The following is a 17,586-nucleotide window of genomic DNA, read 5'->3' as shown; positions in this document are numbered from 1 at the left end:
CCCCCCCCCCACCCGCCCCACCCCCACCCGACGTCCCCACCGCACGCCTCACAGCCGGCACGCCCCCATCACCCGCCAACTCCTCCACCAAGGCACCCCCCAACGCACTATTTCCCGAAATTTCGGGCCTGCAGCACCGGGCTGCGGAGCCGGCCCCGCCGGACCAGGCTCCAGGGCCTTACTGCGGGGCCTGACTGCGGAACCGGGCTGCGGAACCGGGCTCCAGGGCCGGGCCGCGGGGCCGGGCCGCGGGGCCGGGCCGCGGGGCCGGGCCGCGGGGCCGGGCCGCGGGGCCGGGCCGCGGGGCCGGAGCCCGGAGCTGCAGCACGGGGCTGAGGTGCGGGGCTGGGCTGCGGTCTACTGAGTCCATCTGGCACCGTCGGGTGACGCCTCGCGGGCGCAAAAATCCTTCGGCCCTGGTTCGCAGCGGGGCCTATTTCCCGGTCAGCTTCCGGCGCCGAGGCGAGAATATGTTGGGTCTCCAGGCAGCTATTTCACGAAATTTCGGGCACAGCGTGCCCGCTTGATCGCAGCCAGTCCGGTCCTCGACGCCGACCGGACTTCGGAGCCGGAACGCTCCCGCCGGAGGCCCGCCGGAGGCAGAAACGCGACCAGCCCACCCAACGCAACCAATAACACGAAATATCGGGCGCGTCAGCGCCCGACAGCCAAACCTAAAAGCCACTCACCCCACGACGCACCAACGCGCCCGAGAACCCAGGCCGACGACGTTGCCGGCAACGGCCCGTCGACACCCAATCCGGACCCCTGATGCCAAATCGCCCCAGCGCCAAACCCTCCACCCGCCAGGATCAAGGCACACAAAAGGACCGCCCGGCCCCCGGACGGTCGCAATCCGGACCAACAGGCGTCTGGGCCGGTTCGCACCGGCCCAGCCACGCGTCGTCCGCCCGCCTGCGCGATTCGCACCGCTCAGCGCGGAACCAATTCAGCGATGACCCTCGGGGCGCTGACGCCAGCGCTCCTCGAGCCGGTCGATGAACGACAGGCGTCGTTGCCGGGTGCGCCGGCTGGCGGTGCCGCCAACCACGTGCAGATCCGGCGATTGGGACTTGCGGTAAGACGTCATCGCGAACGCCGCGGCGCCGAGCATGACCACGAAGCCGGCCACGCCGAGCAGCGGAGTCTTGCTCACCGCACCATAGACAAGCAAAGCGAGCCCGGCGATGATCGCGACGGCTGCGATGATCAGACGACGCCGCGCGTGAAAGCGCGGATCGCTGGCGCGCACAGCCGAGGCGAATTTCGGGTCCTCGGCAAGCGACCGCTCGATCTGATCGAACAGCCGCTGCTCGTGCTCCGAGAGCGGCACGGCACTCCTCCCCGGTCAGCTGTGCCGGCCCGGGGTGGGCCGACAGACCGTGGCAGCCCGGCAGGGCTGCTTACCCGCCAGTCTACGAGGGCTCTTGCGATGCGGAAAGCGGGACGACCCACGGTCAGGTTGGATTTTCGGTGCGAGCCTGGTCGCCACCGCCGAGAAGGCTCGCCGGGCGGATCACCGCGCCGCCGAACCGGGCCGCCACCGCATCGATGACGGTCTCCGCCTCGCGCCAGCCGTGCTGGGGCGCGCCCAGCTCCGGCTGCCGGGCCGCGGTCGCGCCGTCGACCAGGCCCTCGACCCGCACGCCGACCAGGCGGAGCGGGCCGGTATGCGGCATAGCTGCGTAAAGCGCCCAGGCGGTATCGAAGATCTCCCGGGCGACGTCGGTCGGCGAGCCCAGCGTGCGGGACCGGTTGAGCGTCTGGAAGTCGGCCCGGCGGATCTTGATGGAGATGGTCCGGCCCGCGTGCCCGGCCGCGCGCAGCCGGGCCGCGACCTTGCCGGAGAGCGCCAGGATCGTCTTGCGGATCTCCCCCGGGTCGCCGAGATCGGTGTCGAAGGTCACTTCCGCGCCGATCGACTTGTCCACGTGCTCGGGCTGGACGCCGCGCGGGTCGCGCCCCCAGGACAGCTCGTGCAGGTGTGCGGCCGCGGCCTCGCCCACGGCGGTGCGCAGCAGCGAGATAGGCGCCTGGGCCAGGTCGCCGACCGTGCGCAGGCCGATGCGCTGCAGCGACTCGGCGGACCGCTCCCCCACGCCCCAGAGCGCCGCGACCGGCAGCGGGTGCAGGAAGTCGAGCACCTGGGCGGCCGGGATGACCATCAGGCCGTCCGGCTTGCCGCGGGTGGAGCCGAGCTTGGCCAGGAACTTCGTCGGGGCGACGCCGACCGTGCAGGTCAGGCCGAGCTCGCCGGCGACCCGGGCGCGGATCTGCGCGGCGATCTCGGCCGGGCGGCCGAGCAGCCGCCGGGCGCCGCTGACGTCGAGGAACGCCTCGTCGAGCGAGAGCGGCTCGACCAGCGGGGTGGTGTCGCGCAGGATCTGCATGACCGCGCGCGACGCCGCCGTGTAGGCCTCGAAGTCGGGTGACAGGTAGACCGCGTGCGGGCAGAGCGCGCGGGCCCGGGTCATCGGCATGGCGCTGCGCACGCCGAACGCGCGGGCCTCGTAACTGGCGGAGCTGACCACGCCGCGGTTGCCGAGCCCGCCGACGATCACGGGCTGGCCGCGCAGCGCGGGCCGGCGGCGGATCTCGACGGACGGGTAGAACGCGTCCATGTCCACGTGCAGCATCGGGCAGCCGGTGTCGTCCGCGTCCGCCCCGAAACGCGGGTCGCCGCCGCGACCGACCGCCTGACTTCGCCCCATGGGCGACACGCTAGCCCCCCGCTGCCGCCCCGACCGCCCACCCCTAACCGGAATGAATCGCTGCTCCCAAGTTTTTTAACGGAGCATGTGCTCCGGTTCACTGAAAAATACGGAGCATGTGCTCCGTTAAATCGCTACCGTGGCGGGGTGACCGCTCCCGCAAAGCCGCTCCGCCGCGACGCCGTCCGCAACCGCGAGCAGATCCTGCAGGCGGCCACCACGGCGTTCGCCGAGCGCGGCGCGAACGTCGACGTGCGGAAGATCGCCCGTGCGGCCGGCGTCGGGATGGGCACGCTCTACCGGCACTTCGCCACCAAGGACCACCTGCTCGGCGCCGTGATCAAGCGGGACATAGACGCCTGGATGGACGAGGCGCTGCAGGCGGCCCAGGAGAGCGCGCCGTGGGCCGGGCTGGAGACGTTCCTGGAGACCGCGCTGGCCCGGCAGATCGCGGACCGCGCGCTGATGGACGGCGTGTTCCGGGTGCTGGCCTCCACGTCGCTGCTGGACGAGTGCCGGTCCCGGATGAGCGAGGTGGTCAACCTGCTGCTCGACCGCGCGCACCGGGCCGGTGAGCTGCGGCCGGACGTCGGCGAGGCGGACATCGCGCTGACCATGATGTCGATCGGCAAGATCGTCGAGCTCACCGAGGACGCCCGGCCCGGTCTCTGGCGGCGCCAGCTGCGGATCACGCTGGACGGGCTGCGCGCGGCCGGTCACACGCCGATCACCGAACCACCCCTCACCATCGCGGACCTCGACGCCGCGGTCTGCCATTCATTGCCGAAGTTGGAGAATTCATGACCACCGCCCCACCCGAGCCGGTAGCCAAGACCGGCGGCGCGGCTGCCCCACGCATGACGAAACGCCAGATCAACGAGGCTCTCACCGGCCTGATGATGGGCATCTTCGTCTCGATCCTCGCCTCCACGGTGGTGGCCAACGCGCTGCCCCGGGTGATCGCGGACCTCAACGGAAGCCAGTCGACCTACACCTGGGTGGTCACGGCCGAGCTGCTCGCGATGACCGCGACCGTCCCGCTCTGGGGCAAGCTCGCCGACCTCTACAACCAGAAGCTGCTGATCCAGCTCTCGCTGAGCCTGTTCGTGGTGGGCTCGCTGATCGCCGGCTTCGCGCCGAACCCCGAGGTGCTGATCGCCAGCCGCGTCGTGCAGGGCATCGGCGCCGGCGGCCTCACCGCGCTGGTCCAGGTCGTGATGGCCGCGATCATCCCGCCGCGTGAGCTGGGCCGGTACTCCGGCATCTTCGGCGCGGTCTTCGCCACCGGCACCGTCGCCGGCCCGCTGATCGGCGGCCTGCTGGTCGACACGGACTGGCTGGGCTGGCGCTGGACGTTCTTCTTCGGCGTGCCGTTCGCGCTGCTGGCGATCGCCCTGCTGCAGAAGACGCTGTCGCTGCCCACGGTCGGCCGCAAGGTGAAGGTCGACTACCTCGGCGCGTTCCTGATCATGGCGGGCGTGTCCACGCTGCTCATCTGGGTCACGCTGGCCGGCAACAACTTCGCGTGGCTGTCCGCGTGGACCGCGGGCCTGGTCGCCGGCGGCCTGGTGCTGATCGCGCTCGCGCTGGTGGTCGAGTCCCGCGTCGAGGAGCCGATCATCCCGCTGGAGATCTTCCGGTCGCGCACGGTCAGCCTCAGCGTGGTCGCCAGCCTGCTGGTCGGCGTCGCGATGTTCGGCAGCACGGTCTTCCTGTCGCAGTACTTCCAGCTCTCACTCGGCAAGTCGCCGACCGAGGCCGGCCTGCTCAGCCTGCCGATGATCTTCGGTCTGATGGTCTCGTCCACGGTCGCGGGCGCGATGATCACGAAGACCGGCCGGTGGAAGGCGTTCCTGGTCGCCGGCGGCGTCATCATGATCGCCGGGCTCGGCCTGCTCAGCACGATCGGCGCGGACACCAGCCTGTGGGTGCTCGGCGCGCAGATGGCCGTGCTCGGCGTCGGCGTCGGCCTGCTCATGCAGAACCTGGTGCTCGCCGCGCAGAACGACGTGCCCGCCCACGAGCTCGGCGCCGCGACCTCGGTCATCTCGTTCTTCCGCAGCCTCGGCGGCTCGGTCGGCGTAAGCGTGCTCGGCGCGATCCTGGCCAGCCGCGTCACCTCGAACATCGAGGACTCGCTCGGCCCGGCCGCGGCCGGCGCGACCGGAGGCGCCGCCGAGGGCACGGTGCCGGACATCTCCACGCTGCCGCCCGAACTGGTCGGCATCATCCAGAACGCCTACGGCGACGCGATCGGCGACCTGTTCCTGGTCGCGGTCCCGTTCGCGGTGCTGACGCTGCTCGCGGTGGTGTTCATCAAGGAGGTCCCGCTCAAGACCACCAGCGGTCTGGAGCGGCTGGCCGAGGAGGCCAAGACGCCGCCGATCATGCACTGACGTTTCTGACAGAAGCCGGGGCCGGGCGATTCGCCCGGCCCCGACCCGCATGACGACAAAGCAGATTTTCCCGCTTCCAGCGTGGTCCAGCAGCGTTGCTCCCGCGGGCTCCTGATCCGCCGTGGTCCGGCAAACCCGCTAAGGCTTACGCACGACGAACAGCGGGATCGACATCTCGGCGGCCGTGTTCGCGCCGTGGAAGGCGATCAGCGTCGACACGACCGGCGGGTCGTGCTCGGAAGCCATCGTCACGGCCACGTCCCGCATGGTGACGACCACGTCGCCGATCCTCGCCAGGTTCCCCTCCGCGACCGGGCCGAACCAGCCGCCCGCGACCGCCTCGGCCCGCGAGACCACCTCCGCGTCCGCGCCGAGCACCGCACGCCAGGCCGCGATCACGTCGTCCTCCGCGCCGGGCTCCACGTGCAGGTAGCGCACGCGCGGCTCGCCGGCCACGAGACGCACGCCGGCGGACAGGCGCGGGTCGGTGTCCAGGTCGTACCGCCGGTCCCAGGGCACGTCGATCTGGCCGTGGTCCGCCGTGACCAGCAGCGCGGCGTCGTCGGGCAGTCCGTCGGCCAGGCGGGTGATCAGCGCGTCCACGTCCGCGGCCGTCTCGGCCCACTCCGGCGACCTGAGGCCGTACAGGTGACCGGCCTTGTCCATCTCCCGGTAGTAGGCGGAGACCAGCACCGGCGTCTCGTCCCCGGACAGCGCGCCGAGGATCTCGGTGACGAGTTCGTCCACGTCCGAGGCGCCGCGGAACGCACCACCCCGGTTCGCGGCCGTGGTCAGGCCGCTGCCGTCGAACTCCGGCCGGGTCACCAGCGTCACCCGCACCCCGGCCGTGGCCGCGCGTTCCAGCTGGGTGGGCACCGGCTGCCAGGCGGCCGGATCCGGATCGTCGCCCCAGTGCAGAAGATCAAAAACACGATCCGTCCCGGGTACGTGCAGCGCGATGCCCAGCACGCCGTGCTCGCCGGGCGGCGCGCCGGTGCCGAGCGTGACCAGGCTGACCGGCGTCGTCGACGGGAAACCCGAGGTCAGCTGCGTGTGAGAACCGAGGCGACCGGCGCTCAGGTCGGCGATGGTGCCGCCGATCGCGGACGCGGCCGGGAGCTGGTAGGTCCCGAAGCCGTCGACCAGGAGGACGGCGATACGGCGTACCCCCGGCAATGCTTTTGTGAGAGCGAGCGGGTCCGGGGAGCCGGCGACGCCCAGGACCGCGAGCGCGGACGGCAGCACGTCGGCGAGGCTGGCCCGGCCGTAAGCCGGGCGCACCACGCTCATTTGCGCGCGAACAGGTGCAGCTGGGCGGCCAGGTCCCGGTACGGCGGATGCGCGGCAGCGGCCAGTTCCAGCTCCAGCAGCGCCTGCGGATCGGCCTCCGCGACCGCGGCCGGCAGCAGGTCGGCGAAGACCCGCACGCCGTGGATCTGCTCCACGGTCAGGCCCGCGGCCTCCAGCAACGCGGTCGCGCTCGCGGTGTCGTAGCGGCGGCGCGACGTGTCCCGCGGCCCCGCGCACCCGTCCTGATCGGCGAGCAGACGCGCGGCCGCGGCCAGATTGCCGTTGATCGCGCGGCCCAGCACGGCCGCGGCCCGGCCCGCCACCAGCAGGCTCACCGCCCCGCCCGGCCGCAGCGCCGCCGCGACCGCGGCCACCACGTCGGCCGGACGGTCCACGACCTCCAGCACCGCGTGGCAGAGCACCAGGTCGGCGGCCTCGTCATCGATCAGCGTGGCCAGCGCGTCGCCGTCACCCTGCACCGCACGGACCCGGTCCGCCACGCCGGCGTCCGTGGCCCGGCGGACCAGCGTGGCCAGCGCGTCCGGGCTCGCGTCCACCACCGTGACCCGGTGCCCCAGCTCGGCCAGCGGCACGGCGAACCCGCCGGTCCCGCCGCCCACGTCGAGCACGGTCAGCTCGCGGTCGCCGGCCCGCCGCAGCTCACGGCGCAGCGCCTCCCAGACGGCGGCGGTGCGAGGGGTCATCGGCGGTCCCAGGGTCGGTGTGCGCTCCACCTGGACGAGCCTAAGGTACGAATAGGGTGATCGGATGACCGACCAACGGCCCGTACGCCAGCTGCGCCTCGTCGTCACCGCGGAGGACTACCAGGAGGCGCTCCGTTTCTACCGCGACGTGCTCGGCCTCCCCGAGCAGGCCGCCTTCTCCTCCCCCGACGGCCACGTCACCATCCTCGACGCCGGCCGCGCCACGCTGGAGATCGCCGACCCCGGGCACGCCGCCTACATCGACGACGTCGAGGTGGGCCACCGAGTGGCCGGCCACCTGCGCGTCGCCTTCGAGGTCACCGACGCGACCGCCGCCACCGCGTCGCTGTCCGACGCGGGCGCCGAGGTCATCGCCCCGCCCACCGTCACGCCCTGGAACTCGCTCAACTCCCGCCTCACCGCCCCGGCCGGCCTCCAGCTGACCCTCTTCGAAGAGCTCGGCCCGTAGCCTGACTACGCTGGCCCGATGCCGTTGACGAACTGCCCGGAGCTGCCGTGACGGCCGGCGGGGTGCTGCGGGACGCGATCCGGTTCCGGCCTGCCGACGCCGCGTGGGCGTTCGCGTTCCGGGCCGGGCTGGCGGTCGCGGTGCCGGTGGCGGTGCTGGTCGCGGCCGGGAAGCCGGTCTGGGCGGCGGCGGCCGCGTGCGGGTCGTTCACGGCGCTCTACGCGCGGGACGAGCTCTACCGGCCACGTGCCCTGCAACTCGCGCTGGTGGCGGCCGGGCTGGTCGCGGCCGTCACGGCCGGAACCGTGGCCGCGTTGCTCGGGGGCGTCGCGCCGATCGTGGTGGTCGCGCTGGCCGGGGGCATCGCGACGTGGCTCTGCACCGCGTTCCGGGTCGGGCCGCCGGCCGGGCTGATGTTCGCGTTCGCGGCGGCCGTGAGCAGTGCACTCCCGGCCGACGGCGGCATGTTGCCGGTCGACGGTGGCACCGTGGGCCGGAATGCGGCGCTGACCGCCGCGGCCGCGGCCTGGGCGTGGCTGGTGGCGATGGCCGGTGCGGCCGTCGACCGGGACACGCCGCGCCGCCTGGCCGTGGCCCGCGCGCTGCGGGCGGTCGCAGCCCTGGAGGACGTCGCACCCGGCACGTCCGGCCTGACGCTCCGGCACCGGGCGGCCGTCGCGGTCGAACGGGCCTGGCGCACGCTGCCGGACCGTCCGCCGTCCGGGCCGCGTGGCGCGCTGATCGCGGACCTGGAGGCGTTGTGCGCGCATGCGGAGAGCGCGTTCGCCGCCGTACACGTGCAGGGCGAGGCCGCGCGCCGCGCGCCCGCCTGGGCACCGGGCGGGTCCGGCGTGCCGTCGGACGAGCCCGCGGTGGACTGGGCCGAGCTACGCGCGCTGGCCGCGCAGGCCGGAAGACAAGGGCCGATTCCGCGGGTACGCCGCAGCCGCGCCGAGATCGCCGAGATCGCCGGCCGGCACCTCGCCGCGGAACTGGCCCAGCGCCCGCGCTTCCTCCGCCCGGATCCGGCCGGCGGTCGTGGGATCTGGCTGGGCGGCCCGGCGATCCCGGTCGCGGCGCGCGTGGCGCTGGGCGCGCTGATCGCGGGCGCGGTCGCCGGCTGGTTGTCCGGCGGTCCGTCCGGTGGGCTCGGGCACGGTTACTGGGCCGCCGTGTCTGCGGTCGCGGTGCTCCAGACGCCGAACCTGCTCGGCGCCGTTCACCGCTCCGTGCAACGTGCGGTCGGCACGCTGCTCGGCGTCGTCCTGGCCGCCGCCGCGATCCTGCTGCTCCCCGGCCAGTGGGCGCTCGTCGCCGCGATCGTGCTGCTCCAGGTCGTGGCCGAACTGCTGGTGGTGCGCAATTACGGACTCGCGATGCTGGCCGTCACGCCGCTCGCGATCCTGGTCGGCGAGCTGGCCCGTCCCGCGCCCGCGACCGGCCTGCTCCGCGACCGCCTGCTGCAGACCCTGCTCGGTTGCCTGATCGGCCTGCTCTGCGCCGTGCTCGTCCGCAACCGCGCCGCCGTCCGCCGCCTGGCCTTCGTCACCGCCGCCTGCCGCGCCGCGGTCCTCGACCTGCGCGACCGGCTGGCCGACCCCGCCGCCGACCCGTTCCCCGCCGCCCGCCGTGTCGCCACGCTCCTGTCCGCGGTCCGCGAGGCCCACGACGTCGTCTCCGGCGAGCCCGGCCGCACCCCCATCGACGCCGAAATGGTCCTCCGCACCGAACAATCCGCCCGCCACGCCCTCACCGCCGCCGCAGCCCGCCTCTGACCCACCCCTCACATCGAAGCGCGCGCCCGGCGCCCGACATTTCGGTATTTACTGACGCCCCCTTCGGGTGACGCCTCGCGGGCGTGAGAACGCTTCGGCTTCGGTCGGCGGTGGGGGCTTCTTTCCGGTCAGCTTTGAATTGTGCGCTTTCGGGGGTTTAGTCGAAGGGGTATTCGATGGCGGTGGCGCCGGCGAAGAGGTGCTTGGCGTGGTGGCGCATGCGGGGGCCGTAGGTGGGGTCGGCGAGCCAGGCGGAGTAGCCGTCGCCGGGCGCGGGTGGGATGAGCGCGGCGGTTTCGGCGAGGTAGAGGTCGAAGCCGGGGTACATGAGTGCGGCGCAGGGGAGGTCGTCGACGTCGATGGCGAGGACGGGGTATTCGCCGGCGGCGTCGGGCTCGGAGACGACCAGGACGCGGCGGGAGTCGGAGCCGCCGGGGAGCAGGAAGCACTCGGGGAAGCGGGCGTCGACCGGGGCGAACAGCTCGCCCCAGGGCTGCTCGCCGAGCTCGTCGGAGACCAGCTCGGACAGCGGGCGCGGGGCGAGCGTGCCGTCGTCGTGGAACCAGTCGTGCCGGTCGAACAGGCTGCCGTCGAACGCCAGCCAGGCGCGCAGGCTCGGGGAGAGCGAGCGCCCGGACGGGAACGTCAGGCCGTCCGACGGGCGCGGCGCGGGGGTGCCGCCCTCGACCCACGGCACCGTGCGGTAGCTCAGCATCGACCGCCCCGGGTCCGGCCGCACCGACTCGATGACCCGCTCCACCAGCGCAGCTCCGTGCGCGTCTCCCGTGCTCATGGCCGGACGGTAACAGCGGGGACCGACATTATGTGATCGTTACCGCTCGCCGTGGCCCGCCGCCCGCGAGGTGATCTAGGGTGCGGGGCACCGTGATCCGGGGAGGGGCGGCGGGAATGGCCATCTGGTTGCGGCCCGAGTTGTGGCTGCGTGTGGTGATCGTCGTGGCGGCGGCGTTCGGCCTGTCGTTCAGGGACAATTCACTGACCTATTACACGGTGCAGAGCAATCTGATCGCGGTGGCCTACTTCGGGTGGGCGATCTGGCGGATGATCGGCACGAAGAAGGTCATGTCGCCGTCGCCGAGGCTGCGCGGCGCCGTCGTGTTCTGGCTCGCGATCACCGGCCTGGTAGCGCATTTCCTGCTCAACAACGGCGCGAATCCGCTGCCCCCGCTCTTCGGCGACGGCGATCTGATCCACGAATGGTGCGTCTTCTGCCTGCATTATGTGGTGCCGGTCCTGGCGCTGGTGGACTGGCTGACCGTGCGCCCGCACCGCGTCGTGCCGTGGACGAACGTGCCGTTCTGGCTGCTGTACCCGCTGGGTTACGGCGCTTTCGCGGAATTCCGGGCGTTCGTCTATCCGGACTATCCGGTGCCGTATCCGTACTTCTTTCTGGACCCGACGGAGAACGGGTACGGATGGGTGGCACAACAGTTCGGCATTCTGGCGATCGAGTTCGCCGTGCTCGCCGTGATCATTGTCGGCCTGGACCGGCTCGTGCACCGCAAGCCGAAACGCTGACCCCGGAAATCCGGTCGACGGCGCGCGGATAATCGATCGCATGATCGATGAGCTGGTGAAGCGTACGGCGGCCGGGGAGCGGGTGCGGTACGTCTTCTTCTGGGGGCATCAGCCGCGCCGGGACGGGGCCGAGTGCCTGAGCCAGTGGGCGCCGTCGCCGTTCACCGTGGACGACGTGCGGTACGAGACGGCCGAGCACTACATGATGTGGCGCAAGGCGATGGACGTCCGGAGGGCGGTGGCGGGAGCGTAGAACTCCCGCCACCGCGGTTCCTAAGCGATCTCGTACGCCCGGATCAGCGTCTGCGTGACCGTATTACCCGCTTTGTCCACAGCCGTAGCCCGCAGCGAGACGAAGCCCGCCGTGGAAGGATGCCGCAGCTGGGCAGCCCCGTGGCGTACCGGTGCGGGGGTCCAGGTCTTGCCGTCGTCGAACGAGGCCTCGACGGTCAGCGTGCGGTTGTCCGCCGCCGCGGAGTTCTCCTGCTTGTCGACGCGCAGCGGTACGGAGAAAGCGCGTCCCTTCGGTGCGATGCTGGCGTCGTCCGTGGGTGGTGTGAAGACCACGGCGGACATCGGCAGCGCGGCGAACGTGGCCGGGTCCGTGTGCGCGGACGTGAACGTCCAGGTCGCGGCCAGTGAGGTGGTGAGCCGGTTCGGTTCGCCGAGCGTGCTGGTGATCTCCACGCGGTACGTGGCGGACTCCGGCGGCACGGTGAACTCGCCGCCGGTGTCCGGGATCTCGCCGACCAGCTCACCGTTGCGGTAGAGCCTGGTCGCGGACGCGGTCCGGCCGGCGGAGTAGCCCTCGCGGCCCTCGCCGTCGCCGTAGAGCGGCGGCGCGATGAACATCGAGTCGCCCTGGCGGCCGGCCTCGGGGTAGCCCATGTCCGGGAACGACGGCCCGAACACGGCCTTGTTGAACGTGGTGGCGGTGGTGCGGCCGACCGGGTACGCGACCGGCGGCCCGTACTGCAGGTAGTACGGGATGGCGAACCCGTCCTCGACGATCCCCTCCTGGAAGTAAGAGCCCCACTTCACGCCCTGGTCCGCGTTGTAGTACTCGGTGCGGGTGAACGGCAGCGTGCGGTACTCCTGGCTGGCCGTCCAGCTGCCGGAGACCGCGGGGTGCCGGGGTGCCGCGCCCTTGACGCCGACGTTCGCGCCGGTGCCCTGGCGTCCGTGCGTGGCGGTGACCGTGGCCAGCTCGCCCGCGGCCACCGTGTGCCGGTAGCCGGTGATCATGGTGCCGGGCGTGAGGTACTGCAGCTCGTAGGCGAACGGGCTGTCCGTGAACGTGCCGTCCGGGTGCCGTTTCGCGAAGTTCGCGTGCACGACCGCCTGGAAGCCGTCGGTGCTGACGTCCGGCGCGAGGTTCAGGCTGTAGAGTCCCGCGAAGCCCTCGGTGCCGACGGACGAGCCGTACCCGATCGGCCATTCCGCGCCGACCTCGGCCAGCGTGGCCTCGGCCTCCGGGTTCGGCACGGTGACCGCGAGGTCGCGGCCGTTCCGGGCGTCGATGTCGAGCCGTCCGGCGCCGTCGTTGACGAACCGGGCGTGCGCGGCGAACGTGCTGTCCTCCTCGCCGTTGATCACCGCGGTGACCGCGTAGTCGCCCTTGGGCAGCCGTACCCCGGTGGCGGGCAGGAAGACACGGCGGCCGGTACGGCGTGCGAGGTCCACGAACGTGACGTTGCCGTTCGCCGCGGCCTGCCCGGCGCGGTCGAGCACGGAGAGCGGGACGTCGTAGCTCTCCACCTCGCGCTCGACGCCGAACGGCGTGCGGACCACGAGGTCACCGGCGGTGGCGGTGACGACGCCGGTGTGGAAGCCGTCCGCCATCGGCCGGGTGGTGTCCATCGTGACGGTGACGGCGGCGGTGCCACCGGCCGGCACGGTCACGGTCTGCGCGGACAGCGAGACGATCTGCGCGCTCAGCGCGAGCGTGACGTCGGCCGTGCCGGAGTTGCGGTAGGTGACGGTCTGCGTGAGCACCGGGTCGTCCTCGTGCGGCCAGAGTTGCAGGCCGAAGCTGATCGTGGCCGGCGATGCGGACACGGTCTGGGTGATCGCGCGCGCCACGTCCACCCGGCCGGCGCCCTGCGCGGTGACGGGGATCTCCGAACCAGGCGAAGCGGACCCGACCAGCGTGGATTTGAGCAGCTCAGCGGTCCAGTCCGGGTGCTGCTGCGCCAGGATCGCGGCCGCGCCGGCCACGTGCGGCGTGGCCATCGAGGTGCCGGACATGGTCACGTGCCCGGTGGTGCCGGCCTCGGCCGCGGAGATGTCCACGCCCGGTGCGGTGATCTCCGGCTTGAGCGCGGAGTCGCCGATCCGCGGCCCGCGGCTGGAGAACACGGCCAGGTTGTCCTGCTTGTCGACGGCGCCGACGGTCAGTGCCGCGTCCGCGCTGCCCGGACTCTCCACCGTGCGGTCGCCGCGCTGGCCGGAGTTGCCGGCCGCGATGACGAAGAGCGTGCCGTACTGCTCGGTGAGCGACTGGACCGCCTCCTCCATCGGGTCCAGCCCGGGTGAGTCGGGGCCGCCGATGCTCATGTTGACCACGTCCGCGCCCTGCTCGGCCGCCCACTGCATACCGGCCAGCATCCAGGACTCGGCGCAGCCGTAGACGACGCAGACCTTGCCGGCGAGCAGCGTCGCGCCCGGCGCCACACCCTGCTTCCCGGCGATGGTGGAGGCGACGTGGGTGCCGTGGCCGACCTGGTCGCGGTCGTCCTCCTCGCCCTCGGTGAAGTTCTGCGCGGCGGCGACGCGGCCGGCCAGGTCCGGGTGGGCGGCGTCGACGCCGGTGTCCAGCACGGCCACGGTGGCGCCGGCGCCGTTGAATCCGGCCTGCCAGGCCGCGGGCGCGCCGATCTGCGGCACGCTGGTCTCGAGCGTGGGCTGCAGGAGACCGTCCAGCCAGATCTTCGTGGCGGCGGTGCGCCGGTTCGCGGCGCCGGTCAGCGTGGTCCAGGTGGTGCCGGTGCGGTCCGCGCGGACGGCGGACAGGCCGCCGGGCAGCGCGCGGGTGGCGCGGAGATTGCCGCCGGAGACGATCAGCGGCAGGTCGTCGCGGCTGTCGTCGTAGCCGAACTCGATCAGCGTGGTCAGGTCGAACAGGCGCGGATCGACGCGGCCGGACTGCAGCAGCGGCGCGGCGTCGGACGGGATGACGGAGACGTGACCGTCCTGGCGCTCGGTCGCGAACCGGATGTGCTCGCGCCCGGCACCGCGCCGGACCTCCAGCACGTTGTCCCGGTGCACGGTTATCCGGTCGCCGGTGATCAGCGTGACGGTCCGGCCATTGTGGACTCTGTGGTCGGCCGGAGAGACGGGCGCGGCCGCCGCCATGCCGGGAAGCATGGCGACGACCGCGGTGGTCACGGACAGCATCGCTGTCCCAGTTCGTAGATTCACACCCTATAGACCGCTTTGACAGCCTTCGGGTGACAAATCCAGATCAAATACTTTTCATGGGTACGGATGTCAGCCGATCTCGTAGGCCCGGATCACGGTCTGGGTGACTGTGTTGCCCGACCGATCCACGGCGGTCGCCCGCAGCGAGACGAACCCGGCCCGGTTCGGGTGCCGCAGCTCCGCCTCGCCGTCCCGGACCGAGACCCGCTGCCAGGTCTTCCCGTCGTCGAACGAGGCCTCCACGGTCAGCGACCGGTTGCGCGCCGCCGCCGACCCCTCCTGCACGTCGACGCGGACCGGCACCGAGAACGACCGTCCCTTCGGGGCCACGCCGGTGTCGTTCGTCCTCGGCGTGAACACCACCGCGGAGAGCGGGAACGGCGCGAGCACGGTCTCGTCCGCGGTGTGCGCGGAGGTGAACGTCCAGACCGCGCTCACCGACGTGGAGAGCCGGTGCGGCGCGCCGCGCGTGGCGGTCTGCTCCGCACGGTAGGAAGCGTGCTCCGCCGGCACGTCGAACTGGCCGTAGACGTCCGCGGTCTCGCCGACCAGCTGGCCGTTGCGGTAGAGGCGGGTCGCCGCGGACGTCAGCCCGGACGAGTAGCCCTCGTGACCCGCGCCGTCACCGAACAGCGGCGCGCCCAGCACCACGACGTCCCCGGCGCGGCCGGAGAACGTGAAGCCCGGGTCCGGGAACGACGGGCCGAACACCGGCTTGTTCCACTGCTCCTTGACGGTACGGCCGGTCCGGTACGCGGTCTTCGACCCGTACTGGCTGGAGAGGCTCTCGTTGCCGCCGTCCGCGGTCTCGCCGAAGACCGGCACCCACTGCACGCCGTGGTCCGCGTTGTAGTACTCGGTGCGGGTGAACGGCAGCGAGGTGTAAGCGGTCAGGCTGAAGAACCCGCCCGGGATCAGCGGGTGCCACGGGTACGCGCCCTTGGCCCCGGAGTCCGCCGTGGTCCCCTGCCTGAAGTGCGCGGCCGTGACCGTACCCAGGTCGCGCTGCCGTGCCGTGCGACTGAAGCCGGTCGGCAGCGTGCCCTCGTTCAGGAAGAACACGGAGTAGCTGTACGGGCTGTTCTCGAACGTCCCGTCCGCGTCCTTCTTCACCAGCGTGGCGTTCAGATACGAGTTGAACCCCTCCACCGCGGTGTCCGGCCCGGTGTTCAGCGAGTACAGGTTCCCGAACGAGTCCCCCAGCACGCCGATGGCGAAGAACGGGCCGCTCACGGTCAGCTCGGCCAGCGACGGCGACGCCTCCGCGTGCGGCACCGTGACCGAGACCGGCTTCGCCTTGCGGCCGTCGATGACGAGCGTCTTCGCACCGTCCACCGTGTATCCGCCCTGCGCGGCCAGCGTCAGGTCGCCGGGCTGCTCCTCCGTGCCCGGCCCGAAGACGGTCGCGGCCAGCGCGTAGTTGCCCTTCGGCAGCCGCACCTCGGTGGCCGGCAGGAACACGTCGAGCCAGGTCCGCCGGTCGAGGTCGACGAACGTGAGGTAGCCCTCGGCCGGCGCGCCGGTCCGGTCCACCACGTCCAGCTTGAGGTCGTAGCTCTCCACCTCACGGTCCACACCGAACGGTGTCTGCACGACCGTGTCGCCCGCGGTCGCGGTGATCTCGCCGCCGTGGAACGCGTCCGCCATCTCCTGGGAGGTGTCGATCGTGACCGTCACCGAGGCGGTGCCGCCGGCCGGCACGGTCACCGTGGTCGCCGACAGCGTGACCAGCCCGGCCGGGACCGGCGCGGACAGCGACGTGACCGCGAGACTCAGCGTGACGTCGGCCGGGCCGGCGTTCCGGTAGGCGAGCGTCTGGGTCTGCGGCTGGTCGTCCGCGTGCGGCCACCGCTGCAGGCCGAAGCTGAGCGTCGCCGGCGACGCGGTCACGGTCTGCGTGATCGCGCGGGCCACGTCGACCCGGCCGGCGCCCTGGGCGGTGACCGCGATCGCCGGGTTCGGCTTCGCGGCGCCGATCAGCGTGGACTTGAGCAGGTCGGCGGTCCAGTCCGGGTGCTGCTGCGCCAGGATCGCGGCCGAGCCCGCCACGTGCGGCGTGGCCATGGACGTGCCGGAGAGCGTGGTGTAGCCCTCCACCGGCGCGGGGAAGTCGATGAAGCCGTCCGCGCTCTTCGCGGCCACGATGTCGACGCCCGGCGCGGTGATCTCCGGCTTGATCGCGGAGTCGCCGGTCCGCGGCCCGCGGCTGGAGAACACGGCCAGGTTGTCCTGCTTGTCGACCGCGCCGACCGCGAGCGCGGAGTCCGCGCTGGCCGGGCTGCCGACCGTGCGGTCCCCGCCGGAGTTGCCGGCCGCGATGACGAAGAGCGTGCCGTACTGCTCGGTGAGCGTCTGCACGGCCTCCTCCAGCGGGTCGACCGCGGGCGTGTCCGGCCCGCCGAGGCTCATGTTGACCACGTCGGCGCCCTGCTCGGCCGCCCACTGCATGCCGGCCAGGATCCACGACTCGGCGCAGCCGCCCGACACGCAGACCTTGCCGTCCAGCAGCTTCGCGCCCGGGGCGACGCCCTTGTAGCGGCCGTTCGAGGCCGCGCCGGTGCCGGCGATCGTGGACGCCACGTGCGTGCCGTGGCCGACCCGGTCCTGCGCGTCCTCCTCGCCCTCGGTGAAGTTCTGCGCGGCGGTGACCTGGCCGGACAGGTCCGGGTGGGTCTCGTCGACGCCGGTGTCCAGCACCGCGACCGTGGCGCCGGTGCCGTCGAGGCCGGCCTCCCACGCGGCCGGCGCGCCGATCTGCGGCACGCTGACGTCCAGCGACGGCTGCATGATGCCGTCCAGCCAGATCTTCGAGGCGGCCTGGCGCGCGTTGCCGTTGCCGGTCAGCGACGTCCACGCCGCGCCGGTGCGGTCCGCGCGCACCGCGGACATCCCGCCGGGCAGCACTCGCGTGGCGCGCAGGTTGCCACCGGAGACGATCAGCGGCAGGTCCGCGCGACTGTCGTCGTAGCCGAACCCGATCAGCGCGGTCACGTCGAACAGGCGCGGATCGACCCGGCCGGAGCGCAGCAGCGGCGCAGCATCGGACGGGATGACGGACACGTGCCCGTCGTGCCGCTGGGTCGAGAACCGGATGTGCTCACGGCCGGGGCCGCGGGTCAGCTCCAGCCGGTCCTGCTGGTGAATGGTGATGCGGTCACCGGTGATGAGCGTGACGGTCTTTCCACTGTGCCTAGGTTGGGCCGGAGCAGCTGACGCGGTGCCGGGTAGCACGGCGACAAAGGCTGCGGTTGCGGACAGCGCGGCGATCAAGCGTCGCATGCG

13 protein-coding genes are annotated in these 17,586 nt (G+C 72.4%); 6 read left to right on the top strand and 7 right to left on the bottom strand.

Features of this window, described 5'->3' with window-relative positions; translation table 11 throughout:
- Nucleotides 1-949: 949 nt before the first annotated feature.
- The gene (locus tag OP04_RS20075; RefSeq protein WP_033341274.1) at nt 950-1,333 is read right to left on the bottom strand and encodes a DUF3040 domain-containing protein; all 384 of its coding nucleotides are present in this window, start codon (nt 1,331-1,333) and stop codon (nt 950-952) included.
- A gap of 124 nt (nt 1,334-1,457) precedes the next feature.
- Entirely contained in the window at nt 1,458-2,711 is a 1,254-nt protein-coding gene (locus OP04_RS20070) for a DNA polymerase IV (RefSeq protein WP_033341273.1), read from the bottom strand.
- A gap of 147 nt (nt 2,712-2,858) precedes the next feature.
- Here OP04_RS20070 and OP04_RS20065 point away from each other — a divergent pair, with 147 nt between their 5' ends.
- Together OP04_RS20065 and OP04_RS20060 are read left to right on the top strand one after the other, a co-directional pair.
- Nucleotides 2,859-3,515 carry a TetR/AcrR family transcriptional regulator gene (locus OP04_RS20065; protein WP_051798375.1) on the top strand — a complete coding sequence of 219 codons (657 nt, stop codon included), beginning with the start codon at nt 2,859-2,861 and terminating at the stop codon, nt 3,513-3,515.
- Nucleotides 3,512-5,107 carry an MDR family MFS transporter gene (locus OP04_RS20060; protein WP_033341272.1) on the top strand — a complete coding sequence of 532 codons (1,596 nt, stop codon included), beginning with the start codon at nt 3,512-3,514 and terminating at the stop codon, nt 5,105-5,107. Before OP04_RS20065 ends, OP04_RS20060 begins: the two co-directional genes overlap by 4 nt.
- A gap of 138 nt (nt 5,108-5,245) precedes the next feature.
- Here OP04_RS20060 and OP04_RS20055 read toward each other — a convergent pair whose 3' ends face one another.
- Together OP04_RS20055 and OP04_RS20050 are read right to left on the bottom strand one after the other, a co-directional pair.
- On the bottom strand, nt 5,246-6,397 hold the full coding sequence (locus OP04_RS20055) for an alkaline phosphatase family protein (protein ID WP_033341271.1): 1,152 nt from the start codon (nt 6,395-6,397) through the stop codon (nt 5,246-5,248).
- Nucleotides 6,394-7,101: a methyltransferase domain-containing protein gene (locus tag OP04_RS20050; protein WP_051798372.1), complete on the bottom strand. Its 708-nt coding sequence runs from the start codon at nt 7,099-7,101 to the stop codon at nt 6,394-6,396. Before OP04_RS20050 ends, OP04_RS20055 begins: the two co-directional genes overlap by 4 nt.
- Before the next feature lie 64 nt (nt 7,102-7,165).
- Here OP04_RS20050 and OP04_RS20045 point away from each other — a divergent pair, with 64 nt between their 5' ends.
- Both OP04_RS20045 and OP04_RS20040 read left to right on the top strand, forming a co-directional pair.
- Nucleotides 7,166-7,570, top strand: coding sequence for a VOC family protein (locus tag OP04_RS20045; protein WP_033341270.1), 405 nt, complete (start codon nt 7,166-7,168; stop codon nt 7,568-7,570).
- A gap of 47 nt (nt 7,571-7,617) precedes the next feature.
- Entirely contained in the window at nt 7,618-9,345 is a 1,728-nt protein-coding gene (locus OP04_RS20040; RefSeq protein ID WP_051798370.1) for an FUSC family protein, read from the top strand.
- A 157-nt stretch (nt 9,346-9,502) separates the two neighbouring features.
- Here the strand turns inward: OP04_RS20040 and OP04_RS20035 are convergent, their stop codons facing one another.
- Complete coding sequence (locus tag OP04_RS20035) at nt 9,503-10,138, bottom strand: hypothetical protein (RefSeq protein WP_033341269.1); 636 nt, start codon at nt 10,136-10,138, stop codon at nt 9,503-9,505.
- 80 nt (nt 10,139-10,218) lie between these two features.
- On the opposite strand from OP04_RS20035, the gene OP04_RS20030 reads away from it, so the two are divergent.
- Together OP04_RS20030 and OP04_RS48545 are read left to right on the top strand one after the other, a co-directional pair.
- Complete coding sequence (locus tag OP04_RS20030; protein ID WP_157240073.1) at nt 10,219-10,884, top strand: Pr6Pr family membrane protein; 666 nt, start codon at nt 10,219-10,221, stop codon at nt 10,882-10,884.
- Between the two features lie 40 nt (nt 10,885-10,924).
- A complete protein-coding gene (locus OP04_RS48545) occupies nt 10,925-11,137 on the top strand; it encodes an NADAR family protein (RefSeq protein ID WP_051798367.1) in 213 nt (70 codons plus the stop codon).
- A gap of 20 nt (nt 11,138-11,157) precedes the next feature.
- On the opposite strand, the gene OP04_RS20020 is transcribed toward OP04_RS48545, so the two are convergent.
- Both OP04_RS20020 and OP04_RS20015 read right to left on the bottom strand, forming a co-directional pair.
- Nucleotides 11,158-14,271, bottom strand: a complete 3,114-nt coding sequence (locus OP04_RS20020) for a S8 family serine peptidase (RefSeq protein WP_157240070.1) — start codon at nt 14,269-14,271, stop codon at nt 11,158-11,160.
- A 102-nt stretch (nt 14,272-14,373) separates the two neighbouring features.
- Entirely contained in the window at nt 14,374-17,583 is a 3,210-nt protein-coding gene (locus OP04_RS20015) for a S8 family serine peptidase (protein ID WP_063746641.1), read from the bottom strand.
- Nucleotides 17,584-17,586 lie beyond the last annotated feature (3 nt).

The sequence above is a fragment of the Catenuloplanes japonicus genome (assembly GCF_000717135.1).
Lineage (GTDB): Bacteria > Actinomycetota > Actinomycetes > Mycobacteriales > Micromonosporaceae > Catenuloplanes > Catenuloplanes japonicus.
Note: the sequence above shows the minus strand (reverse complement) of the source record. Positions and strands in the feature narration are given on the sequence as shown.